This window comes from Shewanella sp. S1-49-MNA-CIBAN-0167, assembly GCF_040310145.1.
In the GTDB taxonomy this organism is placed as follows: Bacteria; Pseudomonadota; Gammaproteobacteria; order Enterobacterales; family Shewanellaceae; genus Shewanella; species Shewanella psychromarinicola.
Map to the genome: position 1 here is coordinate 57,905 of NZ_JBEOPO010000006.1, position 19,132 is coordinate 77,036.

Here is a 19,132-nt window from a genome sequence, read left to right on the forward strand (position 1 = left end):
AACCTAGCAGGTGAGCTACTGAGCTAGCATTGCCTGGCGTAAACTTTGTTGCGCAGACTCTTCACCTAACCAAATTTTAAGCAATACCTGACGAAAAGCCTCTCCAGCAATATCACCTTGAACTTGACCATTTTTAATGCTGCTCACGCCCTTGCCTTTTTGGGTCACAAAAGTAAATTGATCCCCGTCGACAACGTCGTAAGCAAATTGTTGAGTGAAATGTTCAATCTCTTTGGCAATAAAATGGGTGTCATTGTCGGTAGCAGTCTCAAAACCTTTCGTAATGCCGTCACGCATTCTCTCTGAGGTGGCCATCGTAGAAGTAATTGTTAATTGGATTACCGCTATAGGCTGAGCGAGCACATCTTCAAGCGTATAAACTTTGGTAGGTAAGTACAAACTGCCTACATAAATATCCATAAAAAATTTACTGCGCACGCCCGCACCATTTAATATTAATGGTTGCTCTGCAACATTCATTTGCTCAGCAACATCAACATCGGCAATCATTCTTGCTTGCACCAACAACGGCAGCGTCAACACTAAACAGCCAATTAAAGCTAATAACTTCATCTAAACTCTCTAAAAAAACAGCAATATAAATAACCACTGTATAAACCATTACAACATGAACGACTGCAATATCTGCCATTCATCCCATTAACTTGCTCAATTATTAGCTCAATTATTAGCTTAAGTACGCTTAGATTAACGACTCATAAACTAACCACGAACGCCTAACTTATATTGGCCATTTTGTTGAAACATCAATGCTTGCTTGTGCTTTGGCGCCATTAAAATAGGACCATCATCAAAAAATAAAAAGCTCTTCCAATTGCGCACAAACACACACCAGCGCGTTTCAATGATTTGATACTTTTCATAGCAAAAATATACAACCGTATCATCAGGCCATTGAATATGTTTAGTCATAGCTTCAGGCATCGCAATATCATCAGAGTCCCACGCCGATTGCCAATGATCCGTTGCAGTCCAAGCATCTTGCTTTGCTGGCCAATCACCTTTCTCGAATAGTTCCGCACGGCTGCTTTTATTGCTTATCCACTTATCCCACACTTCCATGGCACTTTTATCGGTCAATGGCTTAATCAAGGCCTTATCATCATCTGACACAGGCAAATCTTTATGGTTAAAAATCCACTTACGCTTATAAAGATCAAACGGAATATATGAATGTGACAAACAATTGCTCCTAGCAACTAAAAATGAAACGCAATTATAGCGCTAAAGCGGATCAGACTGCGATAGCAACAGAGATAAATGATTACGACAATAATAAGAATATTAAAGCTGAAGCTAAAAAGACGACTGAGGGTAAATATCTAAATCCAGCAAAGCCTTAATTCGATAAAACTAAAGCTTAAAAATGACCATAAAATGAGGTTGCAAACAGTTGATATGGTCTCCCCACAGGGACTCGAACCCCGATCGGCCGCTTAGGAGGCGGCTGCTCTATCCTGTTGAGCTATAGAGAGACTCAGTGATTATACTGAGTTTAGAGTCGAATTAAACCTTTTAAATTTAATTGCTTGATTAATAACCAACTAATTCTTAACCATCCCTTTTGTTCTGGTCTATTTATTCAGCATCTATTTATCAAACATCTATTTATTAACGAGCTATTTATTAACAAGCTATGTCTTAACTATCGATTTATTAAAAGTCTCTTTATTAAAAGTCACTTCTCTTAGACTTTAATGCTTATTGGCCTAATTCTTAATCGCAATGTCATTCAGTTGAATGTTATCTGCACTGTCTATGCCCTCAAGCATTGCCGTTGAACTGTCTTCGGTGACTTGTTCGATGACCACAGTGGCACGACTTTTAGTGGCGATGGCGCGCATGGAATTAAATCTATCTGGGATATTTTTTTGCAGTACGATTTGGAATTTATCACCCATTTTAACGCCGTTTTTTCGACCTAAATTAATGATAATGCGGTCCCCTTGCCTGGCGACAATTTGGCCTAATAATGGCCGACAGTTTAGTTGTTTATCCAGTGATATCACGCTTTGTTGAAAAATATCACTGATAGCCTGACCATAAGATGAACGCCAAAAACGTTGGTTAGCAGGTGATACTGTTTCTTGTCTTTCAAATTCCCAAGGTGCTGATGTTGCGAAAGATTCTGTCCATACTTTTTCACCACTGATGCCATGGTAAAGGGTTAATTTAAAAATAAATTGCCTTTGCGGATCATCATCGATCAACCCCATATAACTGCTTTGCACAGGCTCGGTGGAGATATCAATAATTTCGGGTTGCAGCACATATTGGCTGTCGGTGATTTCGCCTAACCAACTGGGTATGCGATAACCTTTAAAGTTAACCAACTGATTGGTGTTATCAATTTTTTCATCGGCATGTAATCGTACAAAACTGTATCGCGATTGCGCGTTGATAACCTTGCCTAATTGTTCGGTGATCCGTTGTTCAAAGTGTGCTAATTGGCCATAACGTAGCTGTTCACGCTCTTGTAAATAGGATTGCGGCAACATAATGGCGGCTTTGAGGGATTGGCTTTTACATTGTCCATCGAATGCTTGTTCACTGAGATCAAGCTGTAAAACCACTGTAATCATGTGTTCACTGATCATTTCACTCATTAATTCAACGTTATTAGCCGATCCCATGCGCTGAATTTGAAAGCTATCTTGAGTGAGTCGCCCTTGATTGACTTGTTGTTCGCTGGAAAAGTTAACCCCGGCTTTTAAACTGGCATAGTTTAATGCCTGACTGATGGCCTCTTCGCGGGCTTTATCAATATCGCCATTAACGATTTTAGCCTTGCCGGTAACTTCCATTTGCTCTGCCAATACCGACGGAGAAACACACAAGGCACTCAGCCATAGCATGGCTATTGCAGCAAGATGACTGAAGCTTTTAGTTCGGTTAACAGGGCGGTGTCGGATCAACATACTTTGTCCTAATGTCAAAAAATCGTCAATTTTGCACAATTGTGTAAATTAAGCTTACTCTATGTTTATTTAAAGCAAGAATTATGCCGACTACCTATCTTGGTGGGTATTATCTATGTTGTTCAATTACAGTAAAGCTTTTAGCGCATTTGCCGATATAAGGGTACAAATAATAAAGAGTAAACAATTGACCTTAGTTATCGATGTCAAAGGCGATTAAATGACTCATTTATATTAAGACTTGCAGCATGATTTGTTAGAGGAATTATTATGATTAACAGGCTTTTTATCCCCACTGTCATGCTGGCGTCGTTGTCGTTAGCGGCATGTACCCAAACGCCTAATGCTGCCAGTAACCTTGCCTTTAGTAACAATGGTAGCTATATCAAAGTGGCCGATGAAGATGAGGTTTATCGGGATAAGCTCACTTATGATATTCAAGCCGCAGGATTATCACCTAAAGGCCAGGTGAATGTATGGGCAGAAAAACTCGTCAACGAATTAGTGTTACAAAATGACGTATTACGCCCTGATCAACCACTGTTAATTACCACGCCGGTAATGACCAGCGATTTAAATGTAACCAATGAGTTAGCATTACAGTTACAGCAAGGATTACTCACAGCGTTTCACGCTCATGAATTTAATGTAGTCGATTTAAACGTGGCGACTAATTTACGCGCAACCGAACAAGGCGAGTTTATGCTGAGCCGAAATTGGGAGCTATTGCGAACAGATTTGCCCGTGTCACACGTATTAGTGTCAACCATGACCCTAACACCTGAAGGGATTGTATTTAACGCCCGAGTGGTAAATATAACCAATAATAGGGTCCTTTCTGCGGTGCAGTCATTTGTGACGGCATCGAGCTTGTCAGGTTATTTGCAGCCTTCTGAAATAATCGAGTCGCGCGATGGTTTGCTGTATCGCCACCAAAAACGAGGCGACAGTCGTTACACCGTATTAGGAGATAAGCAATGAAATCTATGATGTTAGTTATGTTATTGCTGCTAACGGGCTGTATGAGCCATGGTAAAAATGTTCAGTTGGAAAACCCCGCGCCGGCTGCGTTTCCAACCTTAACCGCTATTGGGTATGCACCACTGGCAACGCAGCCCAGCAAGGAGCCATCACACCGTATTTTAATGGCGATGCAGGCATCAAAAATTGCCGCCTACCGTGAGTTAGCGGAACAAGTTTATGGCCAACAAATATCTGCTAGCAGTAACGTTAGTGAGTGGTTATTAACTGATGACAAGGTTAAGTCCAGTGTTAGCGGCATTATCCGCGGCGCAAAGGTGGTAAAGACCTACCCTGCAGGTGAATTTTATGTCACTGAACTCGAACTGGATTTTAAACAAGTATGGCAATTGTACGCGCAACAAAATCGCCCTACACGCTTGAAAAATGTGACTTACTTTTAAGGTTCAGCTTCAAGCTTAAGATCCAAGATTTAGACTTCGGACTTTAGCGTTAAGCGTTATTAGTTATGATAGGTAACTAGTGATTGTTGATTGACAGACATTAAGCCAAATTCGTCTACGAAATAGTAATAAAAATGCCGCTGATATCGAATATCAGCGGCATTTTTTGTTTTTATGTTTTTATGTTTGAGCCGACTTTGCGAGGTTTTTAACACCACAATGAAGATTTAATCTGTCTTTTAGCGAGTGTGGTTGGAATTAAAATTTAACCCCGAACACTAAGCCGAATGCCGCTTGATTCTCTATATCGTCAGTAAGATCAGGATTGCTTAATTCCATTTCACCACCAAAATAATAACCAGCATAAACATTAAGGCTGACATTGTTGGTAGCTTGCCATCCGGTGCGCAAAAATCCGACCCACTCAGTCACTTCGATAGTTTGATCATCATCGGCAATTAAAAAACGCTCGGTGCGACGTGAACTGCCAACACCAAAACTTAAATCACGATTGTATTGATAACTTAACTCCAAACCTGCTGGGCCACTAAAACCGGCTTGGAACGGGTTAGCAAGTACCCACTTATCGCTTATCTGCCAGCGAACCGCTAAATAAGGAATGGTACGCACTTCTGAAATATCATTTAAATACGCAACCCCAAGGCCGAGCATATTGCCGGAGTCGAAACGATACATTCCCGATGCGACCACACCGTAACTTTGCGCATTTGACGCTGAGGCGGTGTCGGCATAAGCATATTGCAGTTTAGGCGCGACTAAAAACATCCAATGATTATCAGGACGATAAGATAATGATAAACCGCCACTGTACTGATTTATGCTCGACCAAGGTTGAGCACTGCTGCGTAGCGGGGTATTTTGGTTTATGCGCCAATCATAATCGAGGTTATCGTAGCCAAGGTTGGCACCGATAGACCACTGACGATTGAGTGGCATGCTTGCCGAAAAGCTGGTTTTCCATGCATCTCGTTGTAATTCATTTGGGTTGGTATTATCGGCCCCAACATTAGCGGTGGCGGTTGATGTACGAGCCACGGTGAATGAAAACGGTGAACGATCTGGTGCGGCAATCACTTGCTGGCTTAACAGCAGGCCAGATGCACACATTATTGATAATAATGATAATTTTAGTGATTTAGACCCGATTTCCTTAACATCATCTAGCTTAGCGTTATAACGTGTCATATCAATCTGCTTCCCTTCAAATAATAAGATAAACTCAATATTACTTTGGCTTAGTTGCTGTACTGATACTGTGATCTGGCCAATTAAGTTCAATTTTGAGTTGAGTTTATTTTAAGCCGACTTTATGAGCCCGTAAAAACATGTCAGCTGTGTCGTGTAAGTACTGCTGTCTGGTGAGCAGTAGGTCGCCTATTTCTAGGCCTAACTCCAAGCGTAATTTTAGTTCGCCAAATAACATCAAACACAATCTTACCGCGCTTTCATGGGGGTTTTCAAACAGATATACCCCATGCTCATTGACTTTTATTAAATAGTTTCTGATCAAGCCTAATATATGCTTTGGGCCCGCGTCATAAAATAGTTTAGACACTTCAGGATGCGTATCAGATTGAGCTACGCAGGTTTTAAATACGGTCATGGCTTCATTGCTGACAATCATCTCACCAAACTGCAGAGCAAACAGCAAAATAACTTGTTGAGGTTGGCTTGCATCAATTAAAGCATTGTTAGTGAGTTGATGCACAACACATTTAGACTCAATCGCGGAAACGAATAAATCATCTTTGCAACCAAAGTGAGAATACACGGTTTGCTTTGACACTCCGGCATGCTTTGCCACTTCATCCATGCTGGTATGAGGAAAACCCTGATGACAAAAAAGTGTAATGGCAGACTCGAGTATCTGAGCCCGCTTTTGCTCACTGCAGCTCAAATGAATCTGTCCGTCGTTATTAAGCGATATAAGATCTTTTGTCATGATTTTTCCGTAAGTTAGCCATTAAGCCATATCGAGTGTCTGCGTACTGCTCACTATTTAGTGTCATAGTAACCAAAAATAGACTGGACAGTCTAGTTTTATAAAATTAGACTACCGAGTCTAGTTAACATTTAAATTACATCTTGCGGTTGTTGTTAATGCATTCACTTATTGATGTTAACCTCTGCTCAGAAGATAAATCAACATTGACACAATCTGTTGCTTTTCAAGGAATAAACTTATGTACGCGTCAAAGACATTCACCCCATTTATTCGATACTGGGCGCTAGGGTTAAGCTTAATAGTGTTAAGCGGTTGTGGCTCTGAGGTAAAAGAACATTCGCAAACAATTGAGTATCAAACGGTATTGTCACAGACCTTAGTGCTAAATGACCATTATCAGCACATGCAAACCTATACCGGTACCATTCGCTCGGCAAATACCACCGGGATTGGTTTCGAGTTGGCGGGTAAGCTCAATAATATCCTGGTCGACAGCGGCGATACGGTGACAAAAGGCCAAACATTAGCGCAGCTTGATACCGATTTATTAACTGCAGAAAAACAACAGCTACAAGCCAGTTTATTACAAACCCAAGCGGATATAGATTTAGCCAAAAATACCTTAGTACGCACTCAAAAGTTGAAGCTACAAAACTATGTTTCTGAGCAGCAACTCGATGAAACCCAGCAACAAGTTATTAGCTTACAAGCCAACCAGAAACGTATAGAAGCAAGCTTAAGAGCCACTACGTTGAAACTTGAAAAATCAACATTACTTGCCCCGTTCAGTGGAAAAATCAGTCAACGTTTTCATAATGTCGGCGAAGTTATTGCATTAGGCAGTCCGGTTTTTACCTTAATCGGTAACAGTCAGCCGTTAGCGTATATTGGTGTGCCGATTGATATTGCTCAGCAATTAACCACCCAACAAATGGTGGATGTCCGTGTAGGCAAACAAACCTTTAGCGCTGAAATTGCGGGGATCAGTGCCGAAGTCAATACCATTAGCCGCACGGTTCAGTTACGGATCCTTTTGCCTGATTCAGCCAGAGTGATCAATGGCGAAATAGCCTATCTCGCTTATCAACAAGATGTGCAACAACCTGGTTACTGGGTGCCCATGTCGGCATTAACTGATGGCGTGCGCGGCTTATGGAACGTATTTTTATTAGCCAAAGCAGAGCAAGATTACTATCTGATTGAACGCCGGGATGTAGACATTATCTATACCAATGAACAACAAGCGTATATTCAGGGCGCCATTCAAGCAACGGATATGATTGTGTCGCAAGGATTGCATAAACTGGTGGTAAGCCAAAAAGTCACCCTTGCTCAAACTGAGCACGAGGGAGCGTTATGATTAAAGCATTTTTAGAAAATGGCCGCCTAACGAGCTTATTTATTGCGTTATTAATTGTGGCTGGGTTAGGTGCTATTTCAAGCTTGCCACGCACCGAAGATCCGCATATAACCAATCGCTTTTCATCGGTTATCACTCAGTACCCAGGGGCGTCCGCTGAACGAGTAGAAGCATTAGTCACCGAAGTCATCGAAAATCAATTACGCCGTTTAGAAGATTTAAAGCTCGTCCAGTCGACTTCTCGCCCTGGGATTTCGGTGATTCAATTAGAATTAAAAGACACTGTCACCGAGACCGATCCGGTGTGGTCTCGAGCACGGGATCTTATCGCCGACAGTAAATCCTTGCTGCCTGTAGAGGCACAAAATAGTGTGTTAGATGATCAACTCGGTTATGCCAACACTGCTATTTTAGGGCTTGTTTGGGCAGATGACAGCCCGGTAAGAGCCGATATTTTGAATCGTTACGCCAAAGAATTACAAAGCCGGTTAAGGCTGCTCAGCGGCACTGACTTTGTCAAACTTTATGGCGCACCTGAAGAAGAAATTTTAGTTGAGTTAGATGGCAATAAAATCAGTCAATTGCATCTTACTCCTGCCGCAATTGCGGCAATTTTAAATAATGCCGATAGCAAAATTTCAGCCGGTGAAATCAACAATAGTCAATTTAGAGCCTTAGTTGAGGTTTCTGGCGAATTAGACTCACAAAACCGTATCCGCCAAGTGCCATTAAAAGTAGACGATTACGGTCAAATTATTCGCTTAGGTGATGTGGCCAACATTACTCGCCAAGCCAAAACCCCCGCGTCGAGTATCGCTTTGATCGACAGCCGACAAGGCGTATTAGTGTCTGCGCGCATGTTGAATAATAATCGAGTCGATGTGTGGCAACAGCACGTGAGCAAGACCATAGATACGTTTTCAACTAACTTGCCGGCTAATATTAAGGTGCAATGGCTATTTGACCAACAAAGCTATACCAGTGACCGATTAGGCGGTTTGGTGATTAACCTGTTACAGGGATTTGTGATTATTTTAGCAGTATTGATGCTCACATTAGGACTTCGCAATGCGATGATTGTGGCTATATCACTGCCACTAACGGCACTCTTTACCCTCACCTGTATGAAATATACCGGACTGCCTATTCACCAAATGTCGGTGACAGGTTTGGTGGTTGCGCTGGGCATTATGGTCGATAATGCGATTGTGATTGTTGATGCGATAGCCCAACGTCGTCAACAAGGGTTGAGTAAACTTGAAGCGGTGTCTAAAACGCTACACCATTTATGGCTACCCTTGGCGGGGTCGACCATTACCACCATGCTAGCCTTTGCACCTATTGTATTAATGCCAGGGGCAGCGGGTGAGTTTGTGGGGGGTATTGCGATCTCAGTGATGTTTGCGTTGCTGGGTTCATACATTATTTCTCATACCATTATTGCAGGACTTGCGGGTCGATTCAGTCGCAGTGAAAAACCAACGGCTTGGTATCAGCAAGGCATGGCGTTTCCGCGGATAAGCCGTGCGTATATCGCCAGTTTACAGTTTGCGTTAACTCGGCCAATACTGACCGCCATCGTTATTGGTATATTGCCTATGGCAGGCTTTTTTGCCGCAGGGAAAATGACTGAACAATTTTTCCCACCCTCTGATCGCGATATGTTTCAAATAGAAGTCTATTTGGCGCCTCATGTCAGTATCGAGAACACCCTCGAACAGGTCAAACAGATTGATCATAAACTGCAACAAATTGAGGAAATTATTGAGGCCACCTGGGTTGTTGGCGGCAATACACCCTCTTTTTATTACAACTTAACTCAGCGACAACAAGGGGCAACCAATTACGCCCAAGCAATGATTAAAGTGACCGATTTTGCCGCGGCAAATCGATTAATTTTACAATTGCAAAAAGAGTTAGATGCGCAATTTCCGCAAGCACAAATATTAGTCCTTAAACTTGAACAAGGCCCACCCTTTAACGCCCCTGTTGAACTGCGTATTTACGGCCCTAATCTTGATACCCTGAAAATATTGGGTGAAGAAGTGCGCGGGATCTTCGCCGCGACCCCCGATGTCATTCACACCCGGGCAACGCTCAGTTCAGGTGCGCCAAAAGTGTGGTTACAGGTCAATGAAGACGCCAGCTTAATGAGCGGGTTAAGCCTGACCGATATTGCCAATCAAATTCAAATGGCGACCACAGGTATTATTGGTGGCAGTATTTTAGAACAAACGGAATCGCTGCCAATTCGCGTTCGTTTAGGTGATAACAGCCGTGAACAAGCGACTCGCTTAGCTGAAATAAATCTGGTTTCCCCTTCGGGCTCAGGTATACCGTTATCCGCTTTATCTTATAACGAAATCAACGTTAGTCGGGGGGCAATACCGCGCAGAAACGGCGAACGAGTCAATACCATCGAGGCTTATATCACCAGTGGTGTATTGCCAGCTCAGGTATTAACCGACGTCAAAGATGCTATCGATAAGTTAACCATTCCGACGGGATATCATATTGAAATAGGTGGTGAAAGCGCCAAACGTAATGAAGCTGTGGGTAATTTATTATCCAACATTGTGGTAGTGGTGACCTTGTTACTCACCACTGTCGTGTTGTCGTTTAACTCGTTTAGATTAACGGCAATCATTCTACTGAGTGCATTTCAATCGGCCGGTTTAGGTTTACTGTCTGTGTATGTATTTGGTTATCCGTTTGGTTTTACCGTGATAATCGGGTTACTAGGGGTAATGGGCTTAGCCATTAATGCGGCGATTGTTATTTTGGCTGAACTGGAAGATGTTCCTCAAGCCCGAAATGGACACATACCGTTAATCATTAGTACCGTGAGCACTTGTGGGCGTCATATTGGCTCCACGACCATCACCACCATAGGCGGTTTTTTACCGTTAATCATTGCCGGTGGTGGATTTTGGCCACCGTTTGCCATTGCGATTGCCGGCGGCACATTATTGGCCACCATGCTGTCATTAATTTGGGTACCGGTAATGTATACCTTATTAATGAAGCCCAAAAAACAGCTTAAATTTCAAGATCAAAATCGTGTAACGGAATAAGTTTATTTATAAAATATTAATATCTATCCGTGTCACACTTTATGCTAAATACTCGATAATCAGTACACTTTCAATGTAAATTACGTTGCAGGGATCATATCTATTCTAGATTAATCACCAATATAATTATAAGAAAGAGTATATGAATTATAAAAACTGGCCTATATCAAAACAGATAGCCTCTCTTGTCATATTGTTATCTATCATTATCTTTAGCGCCATGTCTTGGTTTTCCTATCTATCGGCAACCACTGTATTACATGACAAAGCGATTCAAGCCATCAAGTCGCAAATGCAGAGTAATGCTCATTTAATTGAACTGCAGTACAACAGTATGCAGTCCTTAGCCAGACGAAATGCCGATATTCTTCGCACCTTATATCCAGGAACATTCTCAATAGAAGATCGCAGCGTTGAAGTGTTAGGGGTTAAGACTCCTGTACTGGTCCATGATAATGAGCAAGTTAATAATTCAAACAATAACGTCGATCGCTTTTCACAACTTACCGGCGGCGTTGCCACGATATTTGCTCGCGATAATGATGATTTTGTTCGCGTGTCAACATCGCTGAAAAAAACAGACGGTAACCGTGCATTAGGCACTTATTTGGGTGTCAATCACCCAGGTTATCAGGGGTTGATTAACGGTGAAGAATTTGAAGGTTATGCCAAGCTTTTTGGCAAAGACTACATGACCATTTATCGTCCGTTAAAAGATGACAGCGGTAAAGTCAACGCTATCCTTTTTATCGGTTTTGATATCACCCAATCGGTTGAACAAATTCAAAGCTCGCTTAAACAGCTGACACTTGAAGAATCAGGTTCTTATGCCATTATCCGTAATGCCGATAATTACGTGATCTCTCATCGTGAATTAAACACCCAAGCGCCTTTCGATGAAGCATTGTTTGATGGTCTATCACTTGAAAAGGCCCTTACGGATAGAGGCAGCTGGGTTTACACCTCATTGTCTGATCAACAGATGTATTCTCATTCAGTCAATATTCCCGGTTGGAATTGGACTTTGGTCGGTTTTGTTCCCGAAAAACAATTAAGTAATGAAAGCGTAGCAATGTTAAAAACCAACGCAATATTGGCGTTACTTGGGATAGTGTTTATTTCCATTTTATTGTTTACTGTGATTAATCGTGCCATGAAGCCATTAAAGCTCCTACAGGGCCAAATCGCTAAATTAGGCCAAGGCGATCTTTCGCAAAGTTTTGTCCAATGCCCCGAAGACAGTCGCAATGAAGTTGACCAAATCACTATAAGTGTCACCCAAATGGCGGCTAATTTAGCTGAATTAATTGAGTTATTAAAACAGTCTGTCATCAGCTTAGAAACCCAAGCAAACCTTAGTCAAGAAACGTCAAAATTGAATGGTAATGAGGCAAAGGCACTGTTAAACCAAACAGAGCAAATTGCGACCGCTATCGAAGAGATGTCTTCTTCGATTAAAGATGTGGCACAAAATGCCAGTCAAGGAGCCCAACAAGCGCAAGAAATTGATAGCGCATCCGCTCAAGGACATGCTCAGTTAACCCAAGAGGTTACCGCGCTTCAATCCTTGAGTGAGCAACTCATTCAAAGTCAAAAAAATATTGAAAGTGTCAGCAATGAGAGCCAAGCCATTAGTCAAGTGACAGAGGTCATTAATGGTATTGCAGAACAAACCAACTTACTCGCCTTGAATGCCGCGATTGAAGCCGCCAGAGCGGGTGAACAAGGCCGTGGTTTTGCGGTTGTTGCTGATGAAGTACGCTCACTGGCACAAAGAACGCAGCGTTCAATTAGTGAAATAAGCTCGACTATCAGCACATTACAACAACAAGTAAAATACACCGCCACACAAATGAACCAATGCCAGCAATTGGGGGCATCGTCAGCTGAACAAGCTAATACTGTTAATAACCAACTCAGTCAGATTAATCAGAATATCGGCGAAATGGCGATATTTTCATCCAGTATAGCCAGTGCCACCAAACAGCAAAGCACAGTGGCAGATGAGGTGTCTCACAACTTACATACCATCGCTACGCTGGCACAAAATAGTGATGAACGAGCCACAAAAGCGGTGAGTGATGCAGAGCAATTAACCGCGCTTGCGGTCAGTATCAAACAACAGATAGCTGTATTTAATCTCAGTTAGGGATCGTAAATTAATAAAATACAGCCATTTGCACATATTGACTTGCTATAGGTGCGCTACTGACGCATAAAATCGTCATGTTATATGCTCAGAGTTCAAGTATGAGATTACAGACTTGAACTCTGAGTCATTCAACGGCGTTTATTTATCTCTCATCCCGTTTATTCTCCAGCCCTTCCCCACCCCGCTATCATCGTTTAACTGACTTGCTTTAGATACGCTATTAACACGCTATAGGCTCGTCAATATGCCTTGTGAGCACACCTTGTTCGCTATGTGAAAGCAAGCTTGATATTGATGACGTAGAAATAGACTAGTTTCTATCTGTTTATCCTCTCTTTTATCCTGAGTTGAGCAGATATAAAGTCGTTTAACTGAGTGAAATTTGTTGCAGAGATCAGACTCAACGATTGGGTTAGGGTCGCATAAAGGCTAGCTAGTGCGTAAATGAACAGCAATAATCGCTAAATGAGCAAGCGGCAAGCTGGGAGGATCGCTATATTCGTTCCACTATTAGTACAGTCGTAATCAATATCCTATTTTTATCATAATAGATTCATTATAATCAGAAAAGCACAGTCTCTGACGAAGTATCAAATAATTTACATACTAACTCATCGTTAGTATCCAATAATGATGAAAGAGCCATCAAAACCGTTAAGGATGCGATTGAATTAACAACGCCAGCTCAAAATTGAAGCATTTAGGCTTAAATAGAAGAATTTTTATGAATAAATAAGGTTGATATTGTGACTACAAAAGCCTGCCTTGTTGTATTTTTTCATCAACGTACTAAGCCTTAGAAGCAACTCAAAACGGCGAAATTAAATAAGAATAAATGTATTCATCTGACTAGTCAGAAAACCTTGGTGGTTCACCATATTCCAGACTCAATGATTCTAGTTATTCACCTATCAAATCACTTCTCATTTCATGCTATACAATGTCAGCTTAGCGTTTTTTTCTCTAGTAAGAACCAATTGGTATCGTCTTGTGGGAAGTTAATATCTCTATGATATACAAAGCCATAATCAACCAAAGCTAAGTCTGGATATTTATCCAACATTTCACCTGCAAAGTCACGTTTGAATAACTTTCCATCATGGCCTCGATAGCTTATCTCTACTGGTGATGGATTGTAGTATTCTGCAATACAAATATAACGATGGCTAGATTGATATAAGCGCTCATATACATTGTGTAATTCTTGAGGATTAATATGGATTAACACGCCTTTAATCAATGCCATATCATGCGTTATCTGCGGGGTATAATCTAAAATAGAGGAGTGGTGAACAGTAAGGTTATCGAAACGCTGTAAACTTTCAACCGCTTTTTGATTAATCTCAATCGCTGATAATTTAATATTAGGCAATAGTATAGATAATGCTTCAAGATTTAAGCCTATGTTAGAACCAAACTCAATAATTGACTCAGGATTATGTACACTGGCAAGTATTTTGGAAAATAACGCTACATTCGCCGCAATTGTATACTTTCCTTGATTACGTTTTAAATACTCATCACCAAATTCACCCGCCCAAAATACTTCCTGTTCAGTCTTATAAGTCACATAACTCTCCTAGCCTGCCTAATGCAGGTGCGTAAACAATTGATCATTTAATCAAAAAAATCAAACGATAATGCGGTTCCACTTAATATATTTTGATTAGCTTGGCACCCTAAAGCTTGTTCATAATATTTAGGTGCAAGACCAAAACCTGGCCGAATACTCCTGATATTGTCAGGAGTTAATAGCTCCCCTTTAGCAATATCCTTTACCACGTATAATGAACGTCTAAATTTAATGTTGCCTAATTCAGCTGGTGTTCTTTCATAATTGACTTTACCTAATGCAGACCAAGCCGTTTTTGTATCTTTACAAAGCTGTGCCAGCTCTAAAGGTTCAATTGAGAAACTATCATCTGCACCGCCACCGTTACGGTCGAGAGTGACATGTTTTTCAATAATGCACGCGCCCAATACAACAGCAGCAACAGCGGTTGCATTATCGATGGTATGATCAGACAGCCCAGCAATAACGTCAAAACGCTGTGACATATCAGCAATGGTTGCTAAGTTATATTCACTTGCAGGCGCGGGATAACCACTGACACAGTGCAGAATAACTAACTCTTTACAGCCATTAACTTTAGCAACATTAATGGCTTCTTTAATTTCTTCTTGATTTGCCATACCCGTAGACATAATAATCGGTTTACCGGTTTTTGCGACTAGAGCAATCAAAGCATGATCAACCAGCTCGAATGAAGCAATTTTGTAAGCTGGCGCATTTAATTCTTCAAGTAAATCCACGGCAGTAGAATCAAATGGTGAACTAAATATAGTTATCCCAACCTCTTTTGCTTTATTAAAGAGCTCTTGGTGCCATTCCCAAGGTGTATGCGCCCATTCATAAAGTTCATATAAGCTTCGGCCATTCCACAAACCTCCATGAATTTGAAAGTCTTCTTTGTCGCAATCAATGGTAATAGTATCAGCTCGATAAGTTTGTAGTTTTATCGCATCTGCCCCAGATTTTTTTGCTTCCTCAATTATTTTAAAAGCAGTATTTATATCACCATTATGATTGGCAGATAATTCAGCAATGATATATGGTTCGTAATCTGCACCAATATTTCGACCATTTATTTCTATGTAATTATTAATCATCTACTTTCTCTAATCGTATGTTATATCGTTTACCATTAATTAATATGTATGCAGGAAAACGATCAGGATCGCATACTCTTAGCAAATTAAACTGCGAACGAATAGATGCATCTGCGTCTAGCTTGCTATCTTCTGGTGTTCGTTTTTGATTATAGTTAACTTGCTTAGCTTCTTTCTGAGGATGTGCAATCGATGTATCTATATTATTGCAAGCCCAAGTCATTAACTCTAACTCTGCAATAAAAATCCGGTGATTAATTTCATTAAACAGTTCATCACCAGTGAGTTGAATTGTTTTTTTCTGCCAAATATCGCCTTGATCAACGCGATCTACAACACTCAACAAACTCAACGTTAGCGTATTCTTCCCATTAATAATATCCCATATATGTGGGCTCCAACCTCTTCCTTCAGGCAGGTCGCTGGCATGCAACACTAAATTGTAGCGAAAAAAATCTCTTGTACACTGTGGAATAATTTCAGAGCAAGACACAAGAAATAAGATATCTCCTTGCTTGGAAATATCCCTTATACTTGTTAATAATTCAATATGATACCCATCACTATTTTCATTTTTCCACAACTCTAAATATGTATAAACAGGATGTTGTGGATCACTGCAGATAATGGTTATTTCCATTCATAAGCCTCATAATCTCTGCCGTTACTCTTGCAGTACCTTTACCATCACACAAAAAAAGGTTTCTACGGCTAAATTCTGTCCAATTAGTACTAATCATATTAAAAGCACCAGGTATTTGTTCCGCTATGTCATCGAGCTTTACTTCTATCACGGCACCATGATGAACTAATTGTTTGCAGATTTCTCGCTGATTATCAGCAAGTGAAATAATAATACTTGGCAAGCCCAAGCATGCTCTTTCCCAACTAGTGCTTCCAGGGGCACCAATTGCTATATCATGCTCTAACATAATTGCAGCCATATCTTCGACAAACTCAATATGATGAACATCATCATATTGAGAACACCAATCGGTAACTTCTTGATAATGTGGAGCTCGTTTACTGAGTAATATGGTGAACTCCGCTTGAACACTACCAACTAATGACTTCAACACCGAAATTGTTGCATTGGGTCTATCGATTCCACCCATCGAAATCATCACCTTGGGTTTTGTTAAACAAAACCGTCGTTTTTCTGCTTGAGGTCGAGCTACCGCGAAAGAGTCATTTAATAGTGCATATTTAGTTCCTGACAGCACTCGCCCTTTTGTTTTATACTCATCAGCAACTCTTCCTAAAGTTTGATCGATAATTAGATCGGCATTATGTTCTCTCACTAAGTCGTCAATAGCTACAATGAGACAACTTAATTCAACTTTCACAATGTTGTGCCATGATTTACCGATTCCATAATGATCAGTAATCACTAAATCAGTATTTTTAATACTTTTAAGAAAATCACTGGCATCTTCTAAAGGTGATTTGTGAAGCCAAGCCTCATAATCCGAACTGTATTTAGGAATTTGAAACATATCAGGTGGAGTCAACTTAATAACTTTATAACAACGCTGCTCTATATAACCTATCATATCCCCCTCTTGTTCGAGGCAAGCAAAACGCACTGAATAACCAAATCGATTGAGTGAATCGGCTAACACTAAACATCGCATAACATGACCACTTCCAATCCATACTGATGCGTCTACGCGAATGACTACGCTATTCATGATGTTTTATACATTAGCGAAAACAACGCTTCTGCAAACTCCCAATCTTCAGGGGTATCGATGTCCTGAACTCTTTTTCGAGGAAGTTTAACGACTTCAGATCTTTCTGAAAAAAAAGGCAGTCCCAACTTAAATGCAGACGCTTTCCCCCAGTAAAATTGCCCTGCATCATGAAATGCCTCGATTAAGTCTTGAGAGCGTGTATTCATATATTGAGGTTGAAACATACACACTCTGTCGTCTGCAGACAATGCGATGGCTCTTTGGATCGGAAATTCGAACGAGGTTGCACTAAATACATAATCACAACCAGAAGCTTCAAGCTGTTTCAAACCTTGCTGTAAATCTTGTGGCCGAATAAATGGCGCCGTAGCATAAATACAACATGCAGATTCAAGAGGCCACCCTTTTGCTTCACACCATGAGATGCAATGCTGGATCACCACCATAGTAGTAGCAAAATCATCTGCGAGTTCTACTGGACGCATAAAAGGAACTTCAGCACCAAATTGTTTTGACACCTCAGCAATTTCCAAGTCATCTGTTGATACAATTACCTTATCAAAACATCCAGATGCTATAGCAGCCTCAATTGAATAAGCAATAATTGGTTTTCCATAAAAATGTTTAATGTTTTTATGAGGTATGCGCTTGCTGCCGCCTCTAGCTGGAATGAAAGCTATACGCATTATGCCTCCGATTCAAGTATACGAGTCAATACACTCACCACTTCATCTTGCATGTTGTCTGTCATGGCAGAAAACATAGGTAATGAAATAGCCTCTTGATAGTAATGCTCTGCGTCAGGGAAATTACCCATTTTAAAACCCATATTCTGATAATAAGGCTGAAAATGCACTGGAATATAATGCAGATTAACCCCTATCCCATTGGCTCTTAACTCATCAAATACTTGTGAGTGGCTTTTAGATATTTGACCCAGACTTAGACGGATAACATAAAGATGTAACCCAGAATATGTATCTGGAAGTTGATAAGGGCGAGTTATAGGTAAATGAGCCAATAGCCTATTATAACGATCTGAAAAATAATGACGCTGACGAACAAACTCTTCGAGACGGTTTAATTGAGAGACCCCTAAAGCGGCTTGTAATTCGGTCATACGATAGTTGAAACCAAGCTCAATTTGTTGATAATACCAAGCGCCATGTGGCTGCCCTTGCATGTTATCTGGCTCACGAGTAATACCATGACTCCGCAACAAACGCATTCTCTCAGCTAAAGAAGGATCATTAGTTAATGCTGCCCCCCCCTCCGCAGTTGTCACTATCTTCACTGGGTGAAAACTGAAAATCGTTATATCAGAGTATTTACAGTTGCCAATAGGTTGTTGTTGGTATCTACCACCTATTGCATGTGATGCATCTTCGATAATATGAAAACCATATTCTTGGCTTAATGCATATATGGCTTGCATGTCACAGGATTGACCACATAAGTGAACGGGAATTACTACTTTAGGTAAACGCCCTTCAACCTTAGCCTTGATCAATTTTTGCTTTAATTTTTGAGGGCACATATTGTAAGTGTCGGCATCAATATCAACAAAGTCGATTTGAGCACCACAATATAAACCACAATTTGCCGAGGCAACAAAGGTGATGGGTGATGTCCATAGCCAATCACCAACTCCAAGCCCAAGAGCTAAACAGGCAATATGTAGTGCTGAAGTCGCGCTATTGACCGCCACAGCATGGGTGGCTTGTGTAATAAAGGTCAACGAAGTTTCAAACAGAGGTACTTGAGGCCCTTGTGTCAGAAAATCTGACTTCAATACCGAAACAACAGCATCGATATCATGTTGAACAATATCCTGTTTGCCATATGGGATCATT

At 40.9% G+C, this 19,132-nt stretch carries 17 protein-coding genes and 1 tRNA gene; 6 read left to right on the forward strand and 12 right to left on the reverse strand.

The features are described from left to right. Positions 1-15: 15 nt before the first annotated feature. Together AAEZ00_RS04130 and AAEZ00_RS04135 are read right to left on the reverse strand one after the other, a co-directional pair. Positions 16-573: a chalcone isomerase family protein gene (locus tag AAEZ00_RS04130; RefSeq protein WP_351088372.1), complete on the reverse strand. Its 558-nt coding sequence runs from the start codon at positions 571-573 to the stop codon at positions 16-18. Between the two features lie 150 nt (positions 574-723). Further along, positions 724-1,203, reverse strand: coding sequence for a DUF2947 domain-containing protein (locus tag AAEZ00_RS04135; RefSeq protein WP_335689140.1), 480 nt, complete (start codon positions 1,201-1,203; stop codon positions 724-726). A 23-nt stretch (positions 1,204-1,226) separates the two neighbouring features. Here AAEZ00_RS04135 and AAEZ00_RS04140 point away from each other — a divergent pair, with 23 nt between their 5' ends. Beyond that, complete coding sequence (locus AAEZ00_RS04140; RefSeq protein WP_351088373.1) at positions 1,227-1,364, forward strand: hypothetical protein; 138 nt, start codon at positions 1,227-1,229, stop codon at positions 1,362-1,364. A 56-nt stretch (positions 1,365-1,420) separates the two neighbouring features. Here AAEZ00_RS04140 and AAEZ00_RS04145 read toward each other — a convergent pair. Beyond that, positions 1,421-1,496, reverse strand: a tRNA-Arg gene (locus tag AAEZ00_RS04145). A gap of 234 nt (positions 1,497-1,730) precedes the next feature. Next, the gene (locus AAEZ00_RS04150) at positions 1,731-2,939 is read right to left on the reverse strand and encodes a flagellar assembly protein FlgT (protein ID WP_351088374.1); all 1,209 of its coding nucleotides are present in this window, start codon (positions 2,937-2,939) and stop codon (positions 1,731-1,733) included. A 270-nt stretch (positions 2,940-3,209) separates the two neighbouring features. Between AAEZ00_RS04150 and AAEZ00_RS04155 the strand changes: the two genes are divergently transcribed. Beyond that, the gene (locus AAEZ00_RS04155; protein WP_351075312.1) at positions 3,210-3,920 is read left to right on the forward strand and encodes a FlgO family outer membrane protein; all 711 of its coding nucleotides are present in this window, start codon (positions 3,210-3,212) and stop codon (positions 3,918-3,920) included. Next, entirely contained in the window at positions 3,917-4,363 is a 447-nt protein-coding gene (locus AAEZ00_RS04160; RefSeq protein ID WP_124011966.1) for an LPP20 family lipoprotein, read from the forward strand. The genes AAEZ00_RS04155 and AAEZ00_RS04160 overlap by 4 nt, the downstream gene beginning before the upstream one ends. 258 nt (positions 4,364-4,621) lie before the next feature. Here the strand turns inward: AAEZ00_RS04160 and AAEZ00_RS04165 are convergent, their stop codons facing one another. Further along, positions 4,622-5,569: an autotransporter outer membrane beta-barrel domain-containing protein gene (locus AAEZ00_RS04165; RefSeq protein WP_502959316.1), complete on the reverse strand. Its 948-nt coding sequence runs from the start codon at positions 5,567-5,569 to the stop codon at positions 4,622-4,624. A 106-nt stretch (positions 5,570-5,675) separates the two neighbouring features. Continuing rightward, positions 5,676-6,326 (reverse strand): TetR/AcrR family transcriptional regulator, encoded by a 651-nt coding sequence (locus AAEZ00_RS04170; protein ID WP_351088375.1) that lies wholly within the window; start codon positions 6,324-6,326, stop codon positions 5,676-5,678. Between the two features lie 241 nt (positions 6,327-6,567). Here AAEZ00_RS04170 and AAEZ00_RS04175 point away from each other — a divergent pair, with 241 nt between their 5' ends. From AAEZ00_RS04175 to AAEZ00_RS04185, 3 genes are all read left to right on the forward strand, one after another. Continuing rightward, entirely contained in the window at positions 6,568-7,689 is a 1,122-nt protein-coding gene (locus AAEZ00_RS04175; RefSeq protein WP_101032373.1) for an efflux RND transporter periplasmic adaptor subunit, read from the forward strand. Continuing rightward, entirely contained in the window at positions 7,686-10,763 is a 3,078-nt protein-coding gene (locus tag AAEZ00_RS04180) for an efflux RND transporter permease subunit (RefSeq protein WP_351088376.1), read from the forward strand. Before AAEZ00_RS04175 ends, AAEZ00_RS04180 begins: the two co-directional genes overlap by 4 nt. A gap of 142 nt (positions 10,764-10,905) precedes the next feature. Next, positions 10,906-12,912, forward strand: a complete 2,007-nt coding sequence (locus AAEZ00_RS04185; RefSeq protein WP_351088377.1) for a methyl-accepting chemotaxis protein — start codon at positions 10,906-10,908, stop codon at positions 12,910-12,912. 946 nt (positions 12,913-13,858) lie between these two features. Here the strand turns inward: AAEZ00_RS04185 and AAEZ00_RS04190 are convergent. From AAEZ00_RS04190 to pseC, 6 genes are read right to left on the reverse strand one after another with little or no spacing between them, the layout of a single operon-like run. Further along, complete coding sequence (locus tag AAEZ00_RS04190; protein WP_351088378.1) at positions 13,859-14,485, reverse strand: pseudaminic acid biosynthesis-associated methylase; 627 nt, start codon at positions 14,483-14,485, stop codon at positions 13,859-13,861. 47 nt (positions 14,486-14,532) lie between these two features. Beyond that, the gene (gene pseI / locus AAEZ00_RS04195) at positions 14,533-15,585 is read right to left on the reverse strand and encodes a pseudaminic acid synthase (protein ID WP_351088379.1); all 1,053 of its coding nucleotides are present in this window, start codon (positions 15,583-15,585) and stop codon (positions 14,533-14,535) included. After that, positions 15,578-16,225, reverse strand: a complete 648-nt coding sequence (locus AAEZ00_RS04200) for a formyltransferase family protein (RefSeq protein ID WP_351088380.1) — start codon at positions 16,223-16,225, stop codon at positions 15,578-15,580. Before AAEZ00_RS04200 ends, pseI begins: the two co-directional genes overlap by 8 nt. After that, entirely contained in the window at positions 16,200-17,276 is a 1,077-nt protein-coding gene (pseG, locus tag AAEZ00_RS04205) for a UDP-2,4-diacetamido-2,4,6-trideoxy-beta-L-altropyranose hydrolase (RefSeq protein ID WP_351088381.1), read from the reverse strand. The genes AAEZ00_RS04200 and pseG overlap by 26 nt, the downstream gene beginning before the upstream one ends. Next, positions 17,273-17,965, reverse strand: coding sequence for a pseudaminic acid cytidylyltransferase (gene pseF / locus AAEZ00_RS04210; protein ID WP_351088382.1), 693 nt, complete (start codon positions 17,963-17,965; stop codon positions 17,273-17,275). Before pseF ends, pseG begins: the two co-directional genes overlap by 4 nt. Continuing rightward, positions 17,965-19,131 (reverse strand): UDP-4-amino-4,6-dideoxy-N-acetyl-beta-L-altrosamine transaminase, encoded by a 1,167-nt coding sequence (pseC, locus tag AAEZ00_RS04215; RefSeq protein WP_351088383.1) that lies wholly within the window; start codon positions 19,129-19,131, stop codon positions 17,965-17,967. The genes pseF and pseC overlap by 1 nt, the downstream gene beginning before the upstream one ends. Position 19,132: the final 1 nt, after the last annotated feature.